General features: G+C 36.7%; 22 protein-coding genes and 1 riboswitch. Of the genes, 11 read left to right on the top strand and 11 right to left on the bottom strand.

Features of this window, described 5'->3' with window-relative positions; genetic code table 11:
* Positions 1-5: 5 nt before the first annotated feature.
* Positions 6-767, top strand: coding sequence for a phosphonate ABC transporter ATP-binding protein (locus tag AA0X71_RS11790; RefSeq protein ID WP_413362352.1), 762 nt, complete (start codon positions 6-8; stop codon positions 765-767).
* Positions 767-2,389 (top strand): PhnE/PtxC family ABC transporter permease, encoded by a 1,623-nt coding sequence (locus AA0X71_RS11795; protein WP_413362354.1) that lies wholly within the window; start codon positions 767-769, stop codon positions 2,387-2,389. Before AA0X71_RS11790 ends, AA0X71_RS11795 begins: the two co-directional genes overlap by 1 nt.
* 241 nt (positions 2,390-2,630) lie before the next feature.
* Here the strand turns inward: AA0X71_RS11795 and AA0X71_RS11800 are convergent, their stop codons facing one another.
* Both AA0X71_RS11800 and brnQ read right to left on the bottom strand, forming a co-directional pair.
* Positions 2,631-3,068 carry a peptidylprolyl isomerase gene (locus AA0X71_RS11800; RefSeq protein ID WP_413362567.1) on the bottom strand — a complete coding sequence of 146 codons (438 nt, stop codon included), beginning with the start codon at positions 3,066-3,068 and terminating at the stop codon, positions 2,631-2,633.
* Between the two features lie 122 nt (positions 3,069-3,190).
* Entirely contained in the window at positions 3,191-4,549 is a 1,359-nt protein-coding gene (gene brnQ / locus AA0X71_RS11805) for a branched-chain amino acid transport system II carrier protein (protein WP_413362356.1), read from the bottom strand.
* Between the two features lie 244 nt (positions 4,550-4,793).
* Here brnQ and AA0X71_RS11810 point away from each other — a divergent pair, with 244 nt between their 5' ends.
* Positions 4,794-5,489: a DUF1287 domain-containing protein gene (locus tag AA0X71_RS11810; RefSeq protein WP_413362358.1), complete on the top strand. Its 696-nt coding sequence runs from the start codon at positions 4,794-4,796 to the stop codon at positions 5,487-5,489.
* A 51-nt stretch (positions 5,490-5,540) separates the two neighbouring features.
* On the opposite strand, the gene AA0X71_RS11815 is transcribed toward AA0X71_RS11810, so the two are convergent.
* From AA0X71_RS11815 to pepF, 3 genes are all read right to left on the bottom strand, one after another.
* Positions 5,541-6,269: a DUF2161 domain-containing phosphodiesterase gene (locus AA0X71_RS11815; protein ID WP_413362360.1), complete on the bottom strand. Its 729-nt coding sequence runs from the start codon at positions 6,267-6,269 to the stop codon at positions 5,541-5,543.
* A 69-nt stretch (positions 6,270-6,338) separates the two neighbouring features.
* Positions 6,339-6,986 (bottom strand): hypothetical protein, encoded by a 648-nt coding sequence (locus AA0X71_RS11820; RefSeq protein WP_413362362.1) that lies wholly within the window; start codon positions 6,984-6,986, stop codon positions 6,339-6,341.
* 61 nt (positions 6,987-7,047) lie between these two features.
* Positions 7,048-8,838: an oligoendopeptidase F gene (gene pepF / locus AA0X71_RS11825; protein ID WP_413362364.1), complete on the bottom strand. Its 1,791-nt coding sequence runs from the start codon at positions 8,836-8,838 to the stop codon at positions 7,048-7,050.
* A gap of 155 nt (positions 8,839-8,993) precedes the next feature.
* Here pepF and AA0X71_RS11830 point away from each other — a divergent pair, with 155 nt between their 5' ends.
* Positions 8,994-9,452 carry a DinB family protein gene (locus tag AA0X71_RS11830; RefSeq protein WP_413362366.1) on the top strand — a complete coding sequence of 153 codons (459 nt, stop codon included), beginning with the start codon at positions 8,994-8,996 and terminating at the stop codon, positions 9,450-9,452.
* 46 nt (positions 9,453-9,498) lie between these two features.
* On the opposite strand, the gene AA0X71_RS11835 is transcribed toward AA0X71_RS11830, so the two are convergent.
* The 3 genes from AA0X71_RS11835 to AA0X71_RS11845 all read right to left on the bottom strand — a co-directional run bounded on the left by AA0X71_RS11835 (position 9,499) and on the right by AA0X71_RS11845 (position 11,060).
* Positions 9,499-10,356, bottom strand: coding sequence for a mechanosensitive ion channel family protein (locus AA0X71_RS11835; RefSeq protein ID WP_413362368.1), 858 nt, complete (start codon positions 10,354-10,356; stop codon positions 9,499-9,501).
* 110 nt (positions 10,357-10,466) lie between these two features.
* Positions 10,467-10,661, bottom strand: coding sequence for a histidine kinase (locus tag AA0X71_RS11840; RefSeq protein ID WP_413362370.1), 195 nt, complete (start codon positions 10,659-10,661; stop codon positions 10,467-10,469).
* 72 nt (positions 10,662-10,733) lie between these two features.
* Positions 10,734-11,060 (bottom strand): hypothetical protein, encoded by a 327-nt coding sequence (locus AA0X71_RS11845; protein ID WP_413362372.1) that lies wholly within the window; start codon positions 11,058-11,060, stop codon positions 10,734-10,736.
* Between the two features lie 132 nt (positions 11,061-11,192).
* Here AA0X71_RS11845 and AA0X71_RS11850 point away from each other — a divergent pair, with 132 nt between their 5' ends.
* The 5 genes from AA0X71_RS11850 to AA0X71_RS11870 all read left to right on the top strand — a co-directional run bounded on the left by AA0X71_RS11850 (position 11,193) and on the right by AA0X71_RS11870 (position 13,964).
* Positions 11,193-11,333, top strand: a complete 141-nt coding sequence (locus AA0X71_RS11850; protein WP_413362374.1) for a hypothetical protein — start codon at positions 11,193-11,195, stop codon at positions 11,331-11,333.
* A 53-nt stretch (positions 11,334-11,386) separates the two neighbouring features.
* Positions 11,387-11,665 carry a ferritin-like domain-containing protein gene (locus AA0X71_RS11855; RefSeq protein ID WP_413362376.1) on the top strand — a complete coding sequence of 93 codons (279 nt, stop codon included), beginning with the start codon at positions 11,387-11,389 and terminating at the stop codon, positions 11,663-11,665.
* 19 nt (positions 11,666-11,684) lie between these two features.
* Positions 11,685-12,026: a spore coat protein gene (locus AA0X71_RS11860; RefSeq protein ID WP_413362378.1), complete on the top strand. Its 342-nt coding sequence runs from the start codon at positions 11,685-11,687 to the stop codon at positions 12,024-12,026.
* Positions 12,027-12,486: 460 nt separating this feature from the next.
* Complete coding sequence (locus AA0X71_RS11865; RefSeq protein ID WP_413362380.1) at positions 12,487-13,134, top strand: glycoside hydrolase domain-containing protein; 648 nt, start codon at positions 12,487-12,489, stop codon at positions 13,132-13,134.
* 239 nt (positions 13,135-13,373) lie between these two features.
* Entirely contained in the window at positions 13,374-13,964 is a 591-nt protein-coding gene (locus tag AA0X71_RS11870; RefSeq protein WP_413362382.1) for a guanylate kinase, read from the top strand.
* A gap of 40 nt (positions 13,965-14,004) precedes the next feature.
* On the opposite strand, the gene AA0X71_RS11875 is transcribed toward AA0X71_RS11870, so the two are convergent.
* From AA0X71_RS11875 to AA0X71_RS11885, 3 genes are all read right to left on the bottom strand, one after another.
* A complete protein-coding gene (locus AA0X71_RS11875) occupies positions 14,005-14,700 on the bottom strand; it encodes an LrgB family protein (protein WP_413362384.1) in 696 nt (231 codons plus the stop codon).
* Positions 14,697-15,065, bottom strand: a complete 369-nt coding sequence (locus AA0X71_RS11880; RefSeq protein ID WP_413362386.1) for a CidA/LrgA family protein — start codon at positions 15,063-15,065, stop codon at positions 14,697-14,699. Before AA0X71_RS11880 ends, AA0X71_RS11875 begins: the two co-directional genes overlap by 4 nt.
* An 82-nt stretch (positions 15,066-15,147) precedes the next feature.
* Positions 15,148-16,053 (bottom strand): LysR family transcriptional regulator, encoded by a 906-nt coding sequence (locus AA0X71_RS11885; protein WP_413362388.1) that lies wholly within the window; start codon positions 16,051-16,053, stop codon positions 15,148-15,150.
* A gap of 124 nt (positions 16,054-16,177) precedes the next feature.
* Positions 16,178-16,279, top strand: a riboswitch (purine riboswitch).
* A 119-nt stretch (positions 16,280-16,398) separates the two neighbouring features.
* On the opposite strand from AA0X71_RS11885, the gene AA0X71_RS11890 reads away from it, so the two are divergent.
* Both AA0X71_RS11890 and AA0X71_RS11895 read left to right on the top strand, forming a co-directional pair.
* Positions 16,399-16,986 carry a xanthine phosphoribosyltransferase gene (locus AA0X71_RS11890; protein ID WP_413362390.1) on the top strand — a complete coding sequence of 196 codons (588 nt, stop codon included), beginning with the start codon at positions 16,399-16,401 and terminating at the stop codon, positions 16,984-16,986.
* Positions 16,986-18,293 carry a nucleobase:cation symporter-2 family protein gene (locus AA0X71_RS11895; protein WP_413362392.1) on the top strand — a complete coding sequence of 436 codons (1,308 nt, stop codon included), beginning with the start codon at positions 16,986-16,988 and terminating at the stop codon, positions 18,291-18,293. Before AA0X71_RS11890 ends, AA0X71_RS11895 begins: the two co-directional genes overlap by 1 nt.
* The last annotated feature ends 50 nt before the right edge of the window (positions 18,294-18,343 follow it).

Here is an 18,343-nt window from a genome sequence, read left to right on the forward strand (position 1 = left end):
ATGCATTGGCATCTAACAAGATTAACAATATTATTGAAGCTAAAAGTTTAAACGTTCAATTCGATGGGAAGATAGCCTTATCTTCCCTCTCTTTCTCTATAAAAAAGGGAGAAAAAGTAGCCTTAATCGGTCCAAGTGGCGCTGGGAAAACGACTCTTCTTAATACGATCGCTACTTTTATCAAGCCTGACAATGGTGAAATATCCATTGATGAATTATCTCCCAAGGATCTGAAGGATCGGAAAAAGCTCGCCAAAAAAATTGGTATGATTCGTCAACAATTTGATCTCGTTGATCAGTTGCCTGTCATTCACAATGTTCTTGCAGGGAAACTTGCGGATTGGGGATTTTTTAAGTCATTCTTCTCGTTAATTTTCCCCCAAGATAAAGAACTTGCGACCCAGTCATTGGAACGAGTCGGTTTAGGGGATAAATGGCTTGAGAAAACGGCTAATTTATCTGGTGGTGAGCAGCAACGTGTTGCCCTTGCTCGCCTACTTGTACAAAAACCGGAAATTATTTTAGCTGATGAACCTGTCGCTTCCCTTGATCCTGCGAGGGCAGAAGATGTACTTTCTATTTTGACAAAACTTGTATCTGAGGAAAACCAAACACTTGTCGCAAGTCTCCACTCGGTCGAGTATGCAAAGAAATATTTCACAAGGATTATGGCCTTGCGAGATGGAATGATTTACTTTGACCGACCAGCCCATGAAGTGAGTGAACATGATTTAGCCTCCTTATATGTATTAAAGGAGAAAGTCTAATGGGAAAGACATTCACTAAAACACACCAAAAATCGTATCTCACGATAATTCTAATTGGTGCATTTATTTGGAGTTTATTTTCGGTTCAGTGGAATTCAGAACTTTTTCATGCTGGAGGCTTTGCTACACTATTTCAAATTGTGCAAGCGTTATTTCAACCAAATTTATCGCCGGAAATTCTTCTACTTGCTGTACGATCAACTTGGATAACTTTATCTTATGCAGTTGCAGGTGTTGGACTTGCGATTGTAATCGCCTTTGTTCTTGGAATATTAGCGTCAGGTATATTTTTTGATGATGGACGTCTTGGAATAACTCTTAAAACCTTTTTTCGCGCCATTCTTGGATTTTTAAGAGCCATCCATGAATTAGTTTGGGCTCTTATTTTTGTTGCATCCTTTGGTCTCAGTCCATATGCAGCCATTTTTGCTCTTGCCCTCCCTTTCGGCGGCATTTTAGGGAGAATATTTGCAGATATGCTTGCTGATGTTCAAGAAGCCCCCATTCAAGCATTAAAATCAACAGGGGCATCAAAATGGCAACTGTTTTTTTACGGCTACTTTCCTATCGTTAAAACAGGAATGTTAAGCTATACAATGTATCGGTTTGAATGTGGGATACGTTCTTCAGCGATTATGAGTTTTGTTGGCCTTGGAGGCTTGGGTTATCAAATTCAGCTTTCACTTGATGATTTACATTACGATGAGGTCTGGACTTTTATTTTCTTTTTAATCGCAATCGTAGTCTTAGTTGATTGGTGGAGCAGCCAATTAAGAAACAAATTAAATCATTACTCAAAACATTGGTTTGTCCCCTTCTCTACCTTACTCACAATCGGGTTATTAATATTGGCATGGAGTTATATTTATATCATCGATAAAGCAAGTCTTCTGGAACTTTTTTCTGAGAGAAACCTATCATTTGCAAAGAAATTTTTTGCCAATATGTTCGGATTTGGCGAGGAAGATCCAGCCTTCTTTAATTGGGACAGCTGGAAAAATGCGATCAGTTTAACCTATGATACTTTACAAATGAGTATTATGGCTATTGGTTTCTCAACCATTCTCATGTTTTTAACAGTGTTGCCAGCTGCTAGAAATGTCGCAAATGGAAGGTTAACGTTATCTGGAAGATGGTATAGCTGGATTTCCTTTTCTCTTATCAGATTAAGCTATATTTTTAGCAGAGCGATTCCTGAGTTGGTTTGGGCGATGATGATTATTTTTATTTTCAAACCTGGGATCTTACCAGGAGCCATTGCTCTTGCTCTTCATAACTTTGGAATTTTAGGGAAATTATGTGCTGAGGTTGTTGAAGACTTAGATGCGAGGCCGATTCGCCATTTAGCATCTTCTGGAGCTAATAAAGGACAAATTCTCTTATATGGGGTTATCCCTTCCGTACTTCCCCGATTTTTAACATATATTTTGTATCGTTGGGAAGTGATTATGAGGACGACGATCATTGTTGGTTTTGTTGGTGCAGGAGGCCTTGGCCAGCAATTTAAGTTAAGTATGAGTTTCTTCCATTATTCCGATATCACACTCCTCCTTTTCTGCTATATCATCCTTGTATGGATTGCTGATTTTATCTCTGAATGGGCACGGAAAACTGTAAAATAAAAAAGAGAGCCGCGGCTCTCTTTTTTTATGTTCTAGGAAATTATAGATTTCGCGGTTGTGGATAACTTTGTTACTAAGTGCATCTACGTCTAGCTCCAGCGCCTATCGCCTAACAAACTTCAGGTCCCCTCCCTACGATAAGTCAACCAAGAATTGCTAGCGCAATTCAGGTTTCCTATATCGAAAGAACAGGTCCTTCCAGTTATGTACGGCGATGATCAAGGCGCTTGCGCTTTTGTTCTTATGCGTCAAATACTTCTACTTTTTCCATTACGTCGCCTTGTTTATGGTTAAGGGCTGTTTCCATTCCAGAAGTCACTTTACCAAAAACAGTGTGAACGCCATTTAAATGTGGTTGTGGTTCATGAACGATGAAGAACTGACTTCCACCTGTATCTTTACCAGCATGAGCCATTGATAATGAACCAACTTCGTGCTTATGAGGGTTTCCTGCAGTTTCACATTTTATTGTGTATCCAGGACCGCCTGTCCCATTTCCCACTGGACATCCGCCTTGGCTTACAAATCCAGGAATAACTCGGTGGAACGTTAATCCGTTATAAAAGCCTTCGTTTGCTAACTTTTCGAAGTTTGCAACTGTACCAGGTGCTTCATTTGGGTACAATTCAAATTCGATTTTTTTGCCATCTTGCATTTGTATGTAACCTTTTTTCGTCATCATCGACAACTCCTTTATGTATAAATGGATCAGTCTTTATCATACATGAAGTTGATAAGAAAGAAAAGTAAATGACCTATTCATATAAAAACCGGTTCTCTTTTTAGAACCGGTTTCTTCTGCTATTTTACATAGATAGCTTCTGTTTGTTGCAAGCGGGAAATAAATCCTGTAACAACAATTGCGATAATAACTGGAATAAGCCAACCGAGTCCTTGTGCATAGAATGGCAACATTCTGTCATAAAAGGAAATAATCGGTTCCATCCATTGATAGTAAGGAATTCCTAGTGAATCACATAAGGTCTTAAAACCATCAATTATACTGATAAAAAAGGCGACAACGGTTGCTGTAATATACACTAACCTCGAGTGGTTAAAAAATGGAGATGTAAAGGTTAAGATCATAAGTGTTACCGCAAGTGGATATAAAAACATTAACACCGGGATGGAAAATGTAATAATATTAGCCAATCCAAAGTTTGCAATGACAAAAGAAAGTAAAGAGAACAAGACTACAAAAGTCTTATAGCTAATTTTCGGCAATAATGCATGGAAGTATTCTCCACATGCCGTTATTAAGCCGATACTCGTTGTCATACACGCGAGTGTAATTAAAATCGCTAGTAATATAGATCCAAATGTTCCAAAATAGTAGGATGATGCTTCACTTAATACTGGTCCACCTGTATCAAATAATCCAAACTCTGCTGTACTAGTAGCACCTAAATAGGTAATACCAACATAAATCAAGGCGAGTAAAGCAACAGCAACGATTCCTGTTTTCACAGTGGCAGATAAAATTTCTTTTTTTGAAGTCACACCTAATGCGCGAATCGCGTTGATCACAATGATCCCGAACACTAGTGAAGCAAGTGCGTCCATCGTATTGTATCCTTCAAGGAAACCTTTGATAAATGCTCCATCTTTGTATGCTACTTGTGGAGCTTCAAAAGAACCAATTGGGTTTATCAGTGCCATCATTAAAAGAATAAATAGTAAAACAATAATTCCAGGTGATAAGATTTTTCCTACCCGATCAACGATTTTTGCTGGATTCAACGATAACCATAACGTAATTCCAAAGAATACAATCGTGAAAATAAGAAGTCCGAGTTGTGTATACGCTTCTCCAACAAAGGGTGAAATTCCAATATCGAATGCTACCGTTCCTGTTCGTGGTGTCGCAAAGAAAGGGCCGATAGTTAAATATAGTAGCGAAGTAAAAAAGACACCATATATCGGATGAACACGACTTGCTAAGTCCTGTAAATTTGAGCTACCTGAAAAGCCCATTGCTAAAATTCCTAAAAGTGGTAATCCTACACCGGTTATTAAAAAACCGGTTACAGCTGGCCAAAAGTTCGTACCAGCATTCTGTCCGAGCTGGGCTGGAAAAATCAAATTACCTGCTCCAAAAAATAGAGCGAACAACATAACTCCAATGACAGAATAAGACGAAAATGAAAGACTGTTTTTCATACAAAAAAATACTCCTTAAACGTTAAAAATTATGAACAAATGCTATCATACAACTATTTTTCTGAAAAAACAATAATATTTTCAAAAATTGCGTAAATTTTTAAGAAAATTTCACAATTTCTTACATTTGGTGATTTAATCACTTTTGTAACAATAAAATATTGATATTTATATATAATAATTTAATTAATATTCAGAAATTACATGAAACGATTATAATCACTCATTCGTCTAATAGACTGAGGTGAACGTTTTGAAGAAAAAAACAAAAATTTTCTTGTTATGCATCATTCTATTATCCGTTATTCTCTTCTTTCGAAAAGGAATTATTCTTGATTATATAGGGATTCATTGGGAAAATCCCTTTATCCAAAAGGTTGAGATTGGCGATACATATACAAATGTCGATAAAAACAATAATAATATAGCTGATCCAATCGATATTGTTCAAGCAGCAAGGAAAGAAGTTGAGCAAAGAACCCATTATAAAAGCAATTATTATGATGGTGGTTATCCCCCTGATGATGAAGGAGTATGTACCGATGTCATATGGCGTGGCTTATTAGGGGCAAATATCAAATTAAAGGATGAAATGGATGCAGATATTGCTGCTAACACTGAATTGTATCCACGAGTAGATGGTGTTCCTGACCCAAATATCGATTTTCGTAGAGTACCTAATCAAAATGTCTATTTCAAAAGGCATGCGGAAATCTTAACAACAGATTTAATACCTGGAGATGTGGAAAATTTAAAAGAGTGGCAGCCAGGTGATATTGTCGTATTTCTTGACGGTTATCATCATGTGGGAATTGTTTCTGACAAGCGTGCGAAGGATGGTACTCCCTATTTCATTCATAATAATCCCCCTTTTGCAGCCGAGGTAAAATTAACTTCTTTTAAGACACCAATTGCAGGACATTATCGCTGGAAGTACTAGCTCGTAGCAAATGAAAGCTAGTCCGAAGTTCGGGAGACTTCAGTCTAGCTTTCATTCGTTGTCTACTGTAATCAAGTTTGTATAATAGTTCACAACTTCTGGATAGGTAGGGAGTTCTTTTTTTCCAAGCTCGCTAAGATCATAGACTCCTCTTTCAATTCTTCTGAACCAGCCGTAATGGTTTTGAGATAAGATCGATAATGTCTTCTCACCTGTTCCCAATTGTCGCAGCTTTTTCGGTGATAATGGTCCGTGGTGAAGGAAGTAAGTTGCAATCTGAATACAATTTTCCTTATAGGCAGTCATGATTTTCGTTTGATTGCTACCGCCAATATTATCGTTTATATTTCTTCCTTTAATCTCTTCTAATAGCTTTTGGCGTCTTTTCTTATAGCTTTGAATACTATATTTGCGATCATAGGGACCTGGCTCTATCATCACTTCCAGTTTTGCGCTATTTTTTAAAAATGTTACGACCATTAAACCAAGTTCTAATCTCTTTAATAGATGGCACATATCATGCCATTTTTTTGAGTTTCGTTTAAAACGTGGTTTTGGAATCGCAACATATACTTGATCCGTGAGACGCTGTCGGTTCGTTGCTTGGATCAGTAAATCGCTGTTGAAATGTAATTTTAATTCTATAATAATCAATTCATCCTCTTTAACGGCGACAACATCACAATCGTTTACTTCCCCATAAACCTCGTATTTGAGTTTAGAAAAATATTTTTGTACTGGTGGAAATAAATCTTTTTCATATTTTTTCTCTTTAGCCATTGATTTTCCCCTCATGCTTTCTGAAGGTTAGTATAACATGGATTGTTTTCTCATTCGATGAAAAGGAGATTAGTTATCATGCAATTGCTCCCTCTTAACCTTACTCGTATCATTTTCAACGCTTCGAGATATTCCGTATTCACTAAGGATGGAAACGATGCGATTCAGTTCATCCTCACTTTCAATAACAAAGTAAGGTGAAGTCAATTGATGTTTGATTTTAAAACTTAATTTGTAACGATTATTGACTCGATAATCTAATCCGTATAATTCATGCCAACGAACAATTTGTTCGGTTTCAAAATATTTAATTTGATAAAAAGAATAAATTTTCCCATTCAAAATTAATCCATCCGATAAGATATAGAGATTTCCTTTATGCTTAATAAATCTTATGAAGGTGAAAAATAAATAAGCAAAGCTTAAGAATGATGAATGAAGGATGTCCGTAGTAAGTGCAAATGTTAATAAGACTGTCAACAAAACGAGTGTTATAATTGTAGCCCATTTGACATATTGATATGATTTTGTTTGCTTAGATAAAGGTTCCATCCTTCTCCACTCTGGAGGAATAAGAATTCCATCCATTTCCGTACGATTCGCAGGATAAAGAGCATCCTTTGATCTACTGGCTGCAACACGTAAGTTTTGTCGATATTGAATAATGAAATAGATACTTACGATAAAGAACATAGAAAAAATGATATTTAAGAACAAGATAACCCTCCGTTCGAAAGAAAGAAAACAGCCAAAGGATTTCAACTTCGGCTGTTTTTTTTTATAAAGAAGCAAATTCTTCAATTAGCTCCTTAAATTTCCCTAAAGAATTCTTGATAGGTTCTGGTGATGTTAAATCGACACCTGTTTTCTTCAATAGTTCTAGAGGATAATCAGAGCTACCACTTTTTAAGAATTCTAAATAGGAATGTAAGAATTCTTCCTTTCCTTCTAATAGATTTGTCGCAATATGAATCGCTGCTGCAAAGCCTGTCGCATACTTATAAACATAAAATGGTCGATAAAAATGTGGAATTCTTGCCCATCCATATTTAACTTCTTCGTCAGGTACGATTGATTCGCCATAGTATTCTTTTAATAAGGTTTCATAAATATTATTAAAGACTTCGACATTTAATGGTTCACCTTGTTCGGCTTTTTCATGTGTTAACTTTTCAAATTCGGCAAACATTACTTGTGTGAAGAACGTTCCTCTAAATTTATCGATAAAATGATTGAGAAGATGACGTTTAACTTTTTCATCTTTTTCGTTTTCGAGCAAATAATTAATCAGCAAGACTTCGTTCACTGTGGAAGCAACTTCAGCGACGAAAATACTATAACGTGCAGTAATTTGCGGTTGATATTGGGAGCTTAATTTGCTATGAACTCCATGGCCACATTCATGAACAAGCGTAAATAAGCTATCTAGATCATCCTGATGATTTAAAAGAATGTATGGGTGAACACCGTATACACCGAGATTATAAGCACCTGATCGCTTACCAGGAGTTTCTCTCACATCAAAGTATCGAGACTTTTTGAAATCCTTTAATGTATTAACGTAATCTTCACCAAGTGGTGCTAAAGCCTTTAACATCACTTCATAAGCTTTCTCAAATGGGATTTCTTGCTTAACACCACTTACGAGCGGAACATTCATATCATATTGTCTCAGCTCATTTAGACCAAGCATTTCTTTTCGTAATTCAGAATACTGGTGCAATGGGGCAATGTTTTCTTTCGTGGCCTGAATTAGATTTTCATATACGTCTTTCGGGACATTGTCCGCAAACAATCCTTTTTCAAGTGCAGATGGATAGTTACGGATTTTCGAGGTAGTGACATTATTTTTAATGGCTGCTGATAAGGTTGAAGCAATTGAGTTTTTCATTTGAAGATAGGGCTTGTAGTAAGCTTTGTAAGCCTCTTTTCTCTTTTCTCGATCTTCATCCTCACTTAATTTTGAATACATCCCCCGTGTCAGTTCAACTTTTTCCCCTTTATCATTGGTCACTTCTCCAAATTTAATATCGGCATTGTTGATCATTCCATATGTGTTTGCTGGGGCAGATAATGCTTCGCCAAGCTGAGACATAATGGCCTCTTGCTCTTTGCTCAAAACATGCTTTTTGTAGCGGAAAGATTCAAATAAATCTTCTTCGAAATAAGCTAATCCTTCTTCTTCTGCAATATATTTTTTCAACGTTTCTTCATCTAGACTAAGCAAAAACGGCATGAAGAAAGACGTTGCAGAACTAACTTTTACACTTAAGGCTCTCGCCCGGTCCATTAATGATTGGGAAGCCGTATCACGCGTGTCCTCATCGACCTTTAACATGGCATAGGCGAAGACATGATTAAATTTAAAAGACAATTCCTCTTGCTTCTTTAAAAATAGAAACAACTGTATTCCGTTATGTATATTGCCATCAAACGTTTTTAATTCCCTTGCATTTTTGTCTATCGCTTGCAAGTCCTCTTCCCATTTTTGAAGACTGACGTAAAGATCTTCTAAATTCCACTTTTCTTCTAAAGGGACATCTGCCCTTGATTTGTATGTCGTTGTCACTAGTTGCACTCCTTTATTTTTAATGTTTAGCTACTCCTATTATTCCAAAACAAAATAAAATTGTCCAAGAATTAAGATAATGGCGAAATTTGAGGAGGATTTTTCAAATAAATCTCGTATTCTTTTGATGAAAACACTATAAGGAGAGAGGATCATTGAATAAGAGACAAGAAGTACTATTCAATCAATTAGAAACATACCGTTCTGAAATTTTAGAAGCAATTAAGAATGTAAGTGAGGAGAAAGCGGAGATCATTCCACAAGGATTTAACAATAATATTCGTTGGAATTTAGGACATATCTATTTAGATCAATATCTTTGGATTCAGGCAGTTACAAAAGAAAAAGCAGATGTGCCTGAAGCCTTTCATAAATGGTTTGGTTATGGAACATCCCCTAGTGATTTTACGTCTGAAACCCCAACTTTAGAAGATTTAAAGAAATTTTTACAGATCCAACCAATTGAAATAAAGAATCGATTTGGTGAGCGACTAGAAGAAGAGTTTGAAGCGACAGAAATGGGAATGCACACAATTGAACTGGTTCTTATTCGCACGATCTTCCATGAAGGAATGCATTTGCAAGTCATTTTAGATATTAAGAAATTCCTTTAGGGTTTGGAAGAGCCGCCAACAAAAATGTTGAGCGGCTTATTCACGATTATTCTAATGATTTTTGTTGTGAATCAGCATTTCTTTGAATGAACACTTGATGCGGGAATGGAATTTCTATCCCATTTTCGTCAAATGCTTCTTTTATTGCTTTTCTTAATAATCGTTCTACTGTCCATTGCTCACCGTTTACCGTTTTCGCGATAACACGGAGTATGACATCAGAAGTACCAAAGGCTTGTACACCAAGAACATTAGGCCCTTCTACAATCGTTGGTGTTTCTTCTGCAACTCTTTCACACGCTCGCTGCATGACATCAACCGCTTGGTCTATATCATCTGCATAAGAAATTCCGATATCTACCAATGCCCGCATATTCCCTCGTGAATGATTGCTTAAACTGGTAATTTCACGGTTCGGAATATAGTGTAGAGTCCCGTCGAAGCTGCGAATTTGCGTTGTTCGCAATCCTACCGCTTCAACAATTCCATCATAGTTGCCAACAGTGACGTAATCATTGACATCGATTTGTTTCTCTAATAGCAGGAAGAAGCCTGTCACGACGTCACTAACAAGACCTTGGGCACCGAAACCAACTGCTAGACCAACGATACCAGCACCAGCGAGTAAGCTTGCAATAGGGATGTCAAGAATACTAAATACAGTAAGGATAAGAACAAAAATCAATGCATATGAACATATATTTTCAGTTAAGCGATGCAAAGTTAATGCTCGACCTTCACTTATATCCTGACGTTTCATGACATTTTGAAATGTACTATCTAGGATTTTTCGAACAATTCGTCTGATGAGCCAAAAGGCGATCAATACTCCAATAATTTGTAGGATAATCAAGCCGCCTTTAATTAACAAACCTTCCCAATCGATATTTACAATATCAAACATATGAACATCCTTTCTTTTTCCCTACGATAGACATAAGTGTACAAAAATCTCATTTTATTTTCTACTGTTCATCATTTGATAAACAACAAAAAAGATGAAACCATTTGATTTCATCCTCGTTTATTGCCTTCATTCTCTGGAAAGAGAAAATAAGAAATGATTCCTGAAAAAATGACCGCTCCTAGAGTAATAAGCATTCTAATGGAAAAGTCAATTTCAGAATAGCCTGTTTGTAGCATCCAAGTGGCTACCACTCCAACAATAATCATGATCGGAATAATAAAAGTGATTCGTTTTGTTTTCAAGCGATTGTTCCCCTTTTACTTCTTTATCCCTCTTATTATAACGGTCAAGCTTTCATTGGTAAAATACAAGCTTTAATAATGCTTCTTTAAGGTATAAACCCGTGCAGAAAAAATAAACAATCCGTTCATATTATTTTGAATATATTCATCAATATTAGCGATTGCTTGACTAGCTCTTTCAATTAATCGTTCGCTTTCACGAGGTTCCCAACAAAATTGATTAAGTCGTACAATCTCTGCTCCTAAAGCTTGCAAACGATACTCATCGATAAGATTTTTAAGCCGGAAAAGTTTATCTGGATCAAAAAGATAGTCTTTATCTTGGCTATGACGAACATAATTGGCGAAATGTATTAAATTTTCTCCGAATAAAATGGCTCGTTCTTGTTCAAAATTCAAACGTCAGACCTCCTTACAATAGCTTCATCACTTATAAATATGTATGTGATTTAGTCGTTTTTTAGAAGATCTGTCCTGGCATGAATAACCTAATTGGTTATTGGAAACCTAGAAATGAGGAGGTGTACATAAGTGAAGAAAGCTAATAAGCGGGGGCAAAAGGCAGATTCTATGAATGCGATGGATCAGGGTCTCAACCTCGTTTCACAAACCATTAATAATGCAACCGGGGTCGATAAAGGGAATGATGGGAAAAAGGGAAATGAAGTATGATTTGCTTCATCATCTCTTATGGTAATGATAAAAAACGAATAAAGGAGTAGATTATGCAATATTCACAGCAATCACCAATGACTTCGCCTCCACCGGCGATTACAACAAAAGACTTGTCTTATTTAAAGGATGCAATGTCTTGGGAATTACTTGCTTTTAAGAAGTTCCACTTTTATGCTGAACAAGTAAATGATCAGGAAATTAAACAATCATTCGAACAGGCAGGAAGAATGCATCAAAATCATTATCAACGTTTACTTACCCACTTACAAGTGAATAACAATGCGATCATGTCAAATGTACCGAATCCGAATCAAGGTCAACAGCATTAAAGAAAGCAGGTGAAAATGGATGCAAAACCAACAACAAAACAAGCAAATAGCTAATCCTTCTACTGGGCAATTACCAAAAGTAAAAACACCAGAAATGAATGAAAGAGATTTTATGAATGATGGCCTTTCTACGTGTAAATATTTAACAGATAGTTTAAATATCGCTGTTCGTGAAGCGAGTCATGACCAGTTATACAATGAATTACTGAATATGCTAGAAGAAACGCATCATAGTTCAAGACAACTTTTTAATCTTATGTTTAAAAAAGGATGGTATAAACTAGAAGCGGCTGAACAACAAAAAATCGATCAAGCTCACCAGCAATTTAGTAATTACTCTACGCAGTTTCCGTACCAATAATGGGGGGATATTTTCTCCCTGTTTTTTATGTTCAAAATAAAAGGACCACGATTAGGTCCATGAATTTTTGAAGATAACTAATCCTATTCTATTTCTTTTCTTAAGGCCTCTCCTCTCTATCATCTCGCGATAATGGAAAATATTGATTTTTACTGTTTCTAGATTTGCTAGAGGCATAAAAATATGAAGCTGCTAGCGCTGATGCTGCTGCACTTACACTTAATACTCCAACCCTTCTAAATTTAAAAGGCTTCCTTCTTTTCTCGATACGACCGTCCTCCCTCCTACTAATTAGTATTAGCGTATACAGATCCTCCTCTCCTTTCAACTAATATGTCAGATTTTATGACATCATTTCCAAAATTATAGAATTTCTTTAAAATATTATATTGGTCTATGACAAGCTGAAATGGGAATAAAATCTATAGTTAAAGATGTTCTATAGAAAGGAGATAGTACATTGCCATATTATTGGGGAGTGGATTCAGCCACTACGGTATCGAAGGATTTATATGATTGTGTACTAAAGAACTTTGGGAAACCAACCTATTGGGGAAGATATTTAGCCCCTATTCCGGGAAAGGTGGATGTGTTAACAAAAGAAGAAGTAAACTTGCTCCACAATAGCGGCACCAAGGTCCTTCCCATATACAGCAATTTCGATCAGGCGATCGGTTATAGAGAAGGCGCAGTTGTCGCTCAGAATACAATATATCAAGCGAGGAGAATTGGGGTGCCAAATGGCAAAGTCATTTTTGCCAATATTGAAAATCACTATGACATAGACGAGGCCTGGATTAGAGGTTTTGTTGATGGTATATATACCAGTGGCTATAAGCCTGGGATTTATCATGATCCTGTCACCGGTCCGTTCAGTCGAGCCTATTGTGAAGCTGTGGCCAACGATAGTAAAGTAGGCAATCAAGTAATTTTATGGAGTGCTGAACCAGAGTCTGGGGTAACGAAGGCTAGAAGAGCTCCCAACTTCCGTCCACGAAAGCCACCTTGTAAGGCGAATGTATGGGGCTGGCAATATGGTAGAGATTCAAACGTTTGTCCGATTGATACCAATCTCATTAATGGACAATTATATGAGTTACTTTGGTAATTCCATGACAAAAGACATTCTCTTTTAGGAATGCCTTTTGTCCTCTCTAAAAAAATTGTGTAACGAGTTGAACGACGACTGGACCAATTAGGACAACAAAAAGGGTTTGTTAAAAATACATAATCTCTGACAAAATATTCTAATTTTACAAAAATTCTGATATAATATAAATAGGAACAAACTCGGCGGCTGTATCTATGGCAATGGGCGTCTAATAACTTGAAAAAGGAGGTTCGTCTATGTACAAAATTAAAGAAAAAGAAAAGCTTTTTATCTATACAGGGCCAGATGGTTCTGGAAGGAAAACAGTGGCGAAAATGGTGGCGACGGCTTTTGATATGGAAACGGTGCTTTCTTACACGACACGTCCTCCTCGCCATTATGAAATAAATGGGGAAGACTATCATTTTGTAGATGAAGAAACATTTATGAAGTTACATCAAGACGGTGAATTTTTAGAAGCTGTTGAAACAGATGGCATCCATTATGGTATACGAGAAGCAGATATTGTAAAAGCCTTCGAAAATCACCATCTCGTCTACTTAACCTTAAATCCAGAAGGTACGGAAAAATTAAAGAATGTGTACGGGGATCGTGTGATGAGATTTTTCATTTATGCAAACCGGGATACGGTTATAAGCAGACAAAAAGAACGAGGCGATAATGAGGCAGATATTGAACGTCATCTAGCCCATTATGATGAAATTATGGCCTACAAAAACGAATGCGAATACGTATTTGAAAATTATGATTCTCCGCAAATTTCGTATCAGATAAGCGAAGAAATTGAGAAATTTTTAGACCGGGATATGATTGTAACGGATTACTGATCATTGTAACAAAAGCAGGATGCAAAAGTGCTCCTGCTTTTTAGATCACTGAAGTAAGATGAATCAACGCCGGTATAAGTGATTTTGCCCAAATCATGGTAATGAATGCAGCAAAAATCATCGCTAAGGTTGAAAAGGTTGCTTCCTGTTCCCCATATTCCCTTGCTTTCGAAGTACCAACCCCATGGGCACTCATCCCGAGCGCCAGTCCTCTTGCTAATGGAGATTGAATCGAAAGACCATTGATTACATGAGGGCCGATAATTCCTCCCACTATACCTGTAATGATAACGAAGACCGTTGTTAAAGTTGGCAGACCACCGATATCTTTTGAAACCTCTATTGCAATTGGAGTTGTAATCGATCGAGGTAAAACACTAATCAAAAAGTTTGAGTTCAATTTAAACACCAATGACAATGCAAACGAACTAAATATCGCAACAAGGGTTCCGCTTGTTAAACTGATAAGGATGATGGAAATATTTTTCTTAATAACCGGAAGATGTTTATAAATCGGAATAGCAAAGGCAATCGTAGCTGGCCCCAACAAATGAGTTAAAGCAGCAGTTCCCTCCATATACTGATCGGCAGATATATGAAGAGGCATAATCATCATAATCAATAAAAATGGACAAAGTAATAGTGGATGAAAAATAGCAATAGAATATTTTTGATACATTTTTTTAGTAAAAAAATAAAAGAGACAAGTAATAACAGTCATACCAACATACATCATACTGGATCACGCTCTTTCTTTTTAAAAATAATATCTGCGATAAAGGCTGTTGAGCCCATAACAATCAAGGTACTAAGTCCGATCAAAAGTAATGTTTCAAATCCTTGTAGACTTAAAATTTCATCATAATTGATAATGCCAACTGCTGCTGGAACGAAAAAGAGAAGGAGCTCTGCTATTAGCCAGGTTGCTCCCTTCTCCACCCATTCTATTTTTACGATTTTTAAACAAAGTGCAATAAAAAGTAGGAATAGTCCGATCATGGAGGCAGGAATGGGAATCGGAAGTAAAGCTTTAATACCAACGCCTAAAAACAAAAACAAATGAATAAATAGAATTTGTGTGGCAATCATGATTATTTTCATCCGCATGCTCCCTCCTTTTAAATGGATATGAACATATTACAACGTTCAAGTGCATGCGTAAAATACATATTTATTATATCTTTCATAACTTTAGGTTATATCCTATTCGAGTTGAAGAATGATTGGAAATATAATTGATAAACGTTCTTCCTGCATATGAGAGATATTTATCCTTTTTGGTAATGACCGCAAGATTCCATGGCGTGACAGGTACAAACTCAATGATTCGAACCTTTTCATTTGTGACCCGATTACAAATCGAATCTGGGAGAATCGTTACTCCTAGGTTGGCGGCAACCATTTCAGACATTAAATCCCATTGAGAGCTTTTAAATAAAATATTCGGTTCAACCCCTACTTGAATAAATTTCTTCCACAGGATGTCATGTAAAGCAAAATCCTCATGATAAAAGATAAGTTCTTCATCTTTAAGTTCTTTAAGATGGACTTTTTTAGAGCTTGCCAGGCGATGTTCATGATACACCAACAGTTTCATCCTCTCTTCGACAATTGGATAAATGTTAAAGATTCTCCCATTCACCGGAAGAACAACAACGCCAAGATCTAGTTCTCCATCATCAACAGATTTGACGACTTTCGCTGCACCGTATTCCGTTACATTCATTTTTATTTTCGGATATTTTTTATGAAAATCAGCCATCATATTGGGAAAAAAGAGACTTCCGATGATCGGAGGGAGCCCTATTTGTATCTCTCCCTTTTCTAAGTTGGTTAAATCATTCAGAGTCCTACTCATATTATCAATTTCAGAAAAAATCTTTTGTGCATATTCCATAACGATTACCCCAGCATCAGTGAGCTCATTCGATTTATTTGAACGCAAGAGTAAGGTCATGCCAAGTTCATCTTCTAATCCCTTCATCATTTTACTCAAAGCTGGTTGAGAGACATGCAAAATTTCTGCCGCCTTCGTAATACTTTTGCATTTTGCTATTGTAAGAAAATATTTCAATTGCCGTATTTCCATTTATTACACCTCCAAAACTCGATCTATTACTCATTATTAGCACGATTTAACAGGACGAACAACCCCTATATTCCATCTTCAACCATTTACAAAATACATTTTACCTCCTATAATACTTTCGTACATATGAATATATCCATTCACTCATATAATCGCGGGGATATGGCCTGCAAGTTTCTACCAGTGTACCGTAAATATACTGACTATGAGTGAGCAATGGGAATATCTCACCCTTTTTAGGTGAATATTTCAGTATCCTTCTAATTGTAACCTGGAGGTCATTGGCTCACTCATGTTTGAGGAGTGCGATGATGTTCAGGTTTTTTTCATTATAGGAGGAAAAATATGAAACGATTAAAAGATAAAATTAGAGCAGAAGGAAAGGTTCTTTCCTCGCAGGTATTAAAGGTAGATTCATTCTTAAATCACCAAATCGATCCAGTATTGATGGTTGAGATTGGAAAGGAATTTGCCAAAAGATTTAAAGATGAGAAGATTACAAAAGTGTTAACGCTCGAATCTTCTGGTATTGCACCTGGATTGATGGCTGCTTTAGAACTAGAGGTTCCCGTTATTTTCGCTCGAAAACGAAAGTCACTTACACTTGTCAACGATTTACTGACAGCAAAGGTTCATTCTTTTACGAAAAATGAAACAAACGAAATCTCTGTATCCAATCAATTTTTACGTAAAGAAGATAACGTTTTGATTATTGATGATTTTTTAGCCAATGGACAAGCCGCCTTAGGTTTAGTCGATATTGTCAAAGCTGCTGGTGCAGAAATTTCAGGTATTGGCATCGTCATTGAAAAATCATTCCAAGATGGTAGTCGTCTCCTTCAAGAACAAGGTTTTCGCGTAGAATCCCTTGCACGAATTGCTTCATTAGATGAAGGCGTTCAATTTAAAGATGAAGTGGAGGCTACTCGATAATGGATAAAAACTTTTTCAAAACAACGTCATTAGGGATACAGCACGTACTTGCGATGTATGCAGGAGCTGTCATTGTTCCGATTATTGTTGGTGGTGCACTAGGATTATCAGGGGCACAGCTTACGTATTTAGTGTCCATTGATATCTTAATGTGTGGAGTGGCTACCCTTTTACAAGTGTGGAAAAATCGCTTTTTCGGAATTGGGTTACCAGTCGTACTCGGCTGTACCTTTACCGCAGTTGCACCGATGATTGCCATTGGTGGAGAACATGGCATTTCAGCTATATACGGTGCGATTTTAGTGTCAGGATTAATCGTTATGGTAATCTCTACTATTTTTAGCAAACTAGTAAAATTCTTTCCTCCAGTCGTTACCGGTTCTGTAGTGACAATAATTGGAATCACGCTTATTCCTGTTGCCATGAATAACATCGCTGGTGGTGAAGGAAGCTCAGATTATGGCTCACTAGCCAATATAACTCTTGCCTTCTCTACCTTGTTATTTATTTTACTTTTGTATCGTTTCACAAAAGGATTTATCCGTTCTATTTCGATTTTAATCGGACTTATAGCTGGTACAACTGTTGCTTATTTTATGGGAATGGTTGATTTTAGTGAAGTTGTTGAAGCATCATGGATACACATGCCATCACCGTTCTACTTTGGAATGCCAACATTTGAGTGGTCAGCCATTCTTACGATGACGATTGTAGCAATTATTAGTTTAGTAGAATCATCTGGGGTTTATTTTGTACTTGGAGAAATTACTGATAGAAAAATCTCTGAAAAAGATTTGGCGAAAGGGTATCGTGCAGAAGGTTTGGCCATTGTGTTAGGCGGTCTTTTTAATGCATTCCCTTATACGACCTATTCTCAAAACGTCGGTCTTATTCAGCTTTCTGGGGTTAAACGAACGAGTGTCATTTACACGGCTGGTGTTTTTCTAGTAATACTTGGATTAGTTCCGAAAATTGGTGCCTTTACAACGGTTATCCCAACATCTGTATTAGGTGGTGCAATGGTTGCAATGTTTGGAATGGTCATTGCAGCAGGGATTAAAATGCTGAGCAAGATCGACTTCAACTCTCAGGAAAACCTGTTAATTGTTGCTTGTTCCATTGGAATGGGGCTTGGCGTCACAACTGTACCTGCTATTTTTGATAACCTTCCAGAAGGAATTCATATTTTAACAAGTAACGGAATTGTAATTGGAAGCTTAACAGCGATTGTGTTAAATGTGATTTTTCATATTAAACCTTCTAGAAAAAAATCAAATCATGCTCTTCATGAACAACAGGCATCATAATATCATCTGTGCACTCGTTATCTTTTGACGGGTGCATCTTTTTTTAACCT

The sequence above is a fragment of the Robertmurraya phoenicis genome (assembly GCF_047302285.1).
Taxonomy (GTDB): domain Bacteria; phylum Bacillota; class Bacilli; order Bacillales; family Cytobacillaceae; genus Robertmurraya.

Bases quoted from the DNA above. Each gene is read 5' to 3' on its own strand.
- AA0X71_RS11795 (WP_413362354.1), top strand. From the start codon at position 767: ATGGGAAAGACATTCACTAAAACACACCAAAAATCGTATCTCACGATA.
- AA0X71_RS11800 (WP_413362567.1), bottom strand. From the start codon at position 3,068: ATGACGAAAAAAGGTTACATACAAATGCAAGATGGCAAAAAAATCGAA.
- brnQ (WP_413362356.1), bottom strand. From the start codon at position 4,549: ATGAAAAACAGTCTTTCATTTTCGTCTTATTCTGTCATTGGAGTTATG.
- AA0X71_RS11815 (WP_413362360.1), bottom strand. From the start codon at position 6,269: ATGGCTAAAGAGAAAAAATATGAAAAAGATTTATTTCCACCAGTACAA.
- AA0X71_RS11835 (WP_413362368.1), bottom strand. From the start codon at position 10,356: ATGTTTGATATTGTAAATATCGATTGGGAAGGTTTGTTAATTAAAGGC.
- AA0X71_RS11855 (WP_413362376.1), top strand. From the start codon at position 11,387: ATGCAATATTCACAGCAATCACCAATGACTTCGCCTCCACCGGCGATT.
- AA0X71_RS11860 (WP_413362378.1), top strand. From the start codon at position 11,685: ATGCAAAACCAACAACAAAACAAGCAAATAGCTAATCCTTCTACTGGG.
- AA0X71_RS11870 (WP_413362382.1), top strand. From the start codon at position 13,374: ATGTACAAAATTAAAGAAAAAGAAAAGCTTTTTATCTATACAGGGCCA.
- AA0X71_RS11875 (WP_413362384.1), bottom strand. From the start codon at position 14,700: ATGATGTATGTTGGTATGACTGTTATTACTTGTCTCTTTTATTTTTTT.
- AA0X71_RS11880 (WP_413362386.1), bottom strand. From the start codon at position 15,065: ATGAAAATAATCATGATTGCCACACAAATTCTATTTATTCATTTGTTT.
- AA0X71_RS11885 (WP_413362388.1), bottom strand. From the start codon at position 16,053: ATGGAAATACGGCAATTGAAATATTTTCTTACAATAGCAAAATGCAAA.
- AA0X71_RS11890 (WP_413362390.1), top strand. From the start codon at position 16,399: ATGAAACGATTAAAAGATAAAATTAGAGCAGAAGGAAAGGTTCTTTCC.
- AA0X71_RS11895 (WP_413362392.1), top strand. From the start codon at position 16,986: ATGGATAAAAACTTTTTCAAAACAACGTCATTAGGGATACAGCACGTA.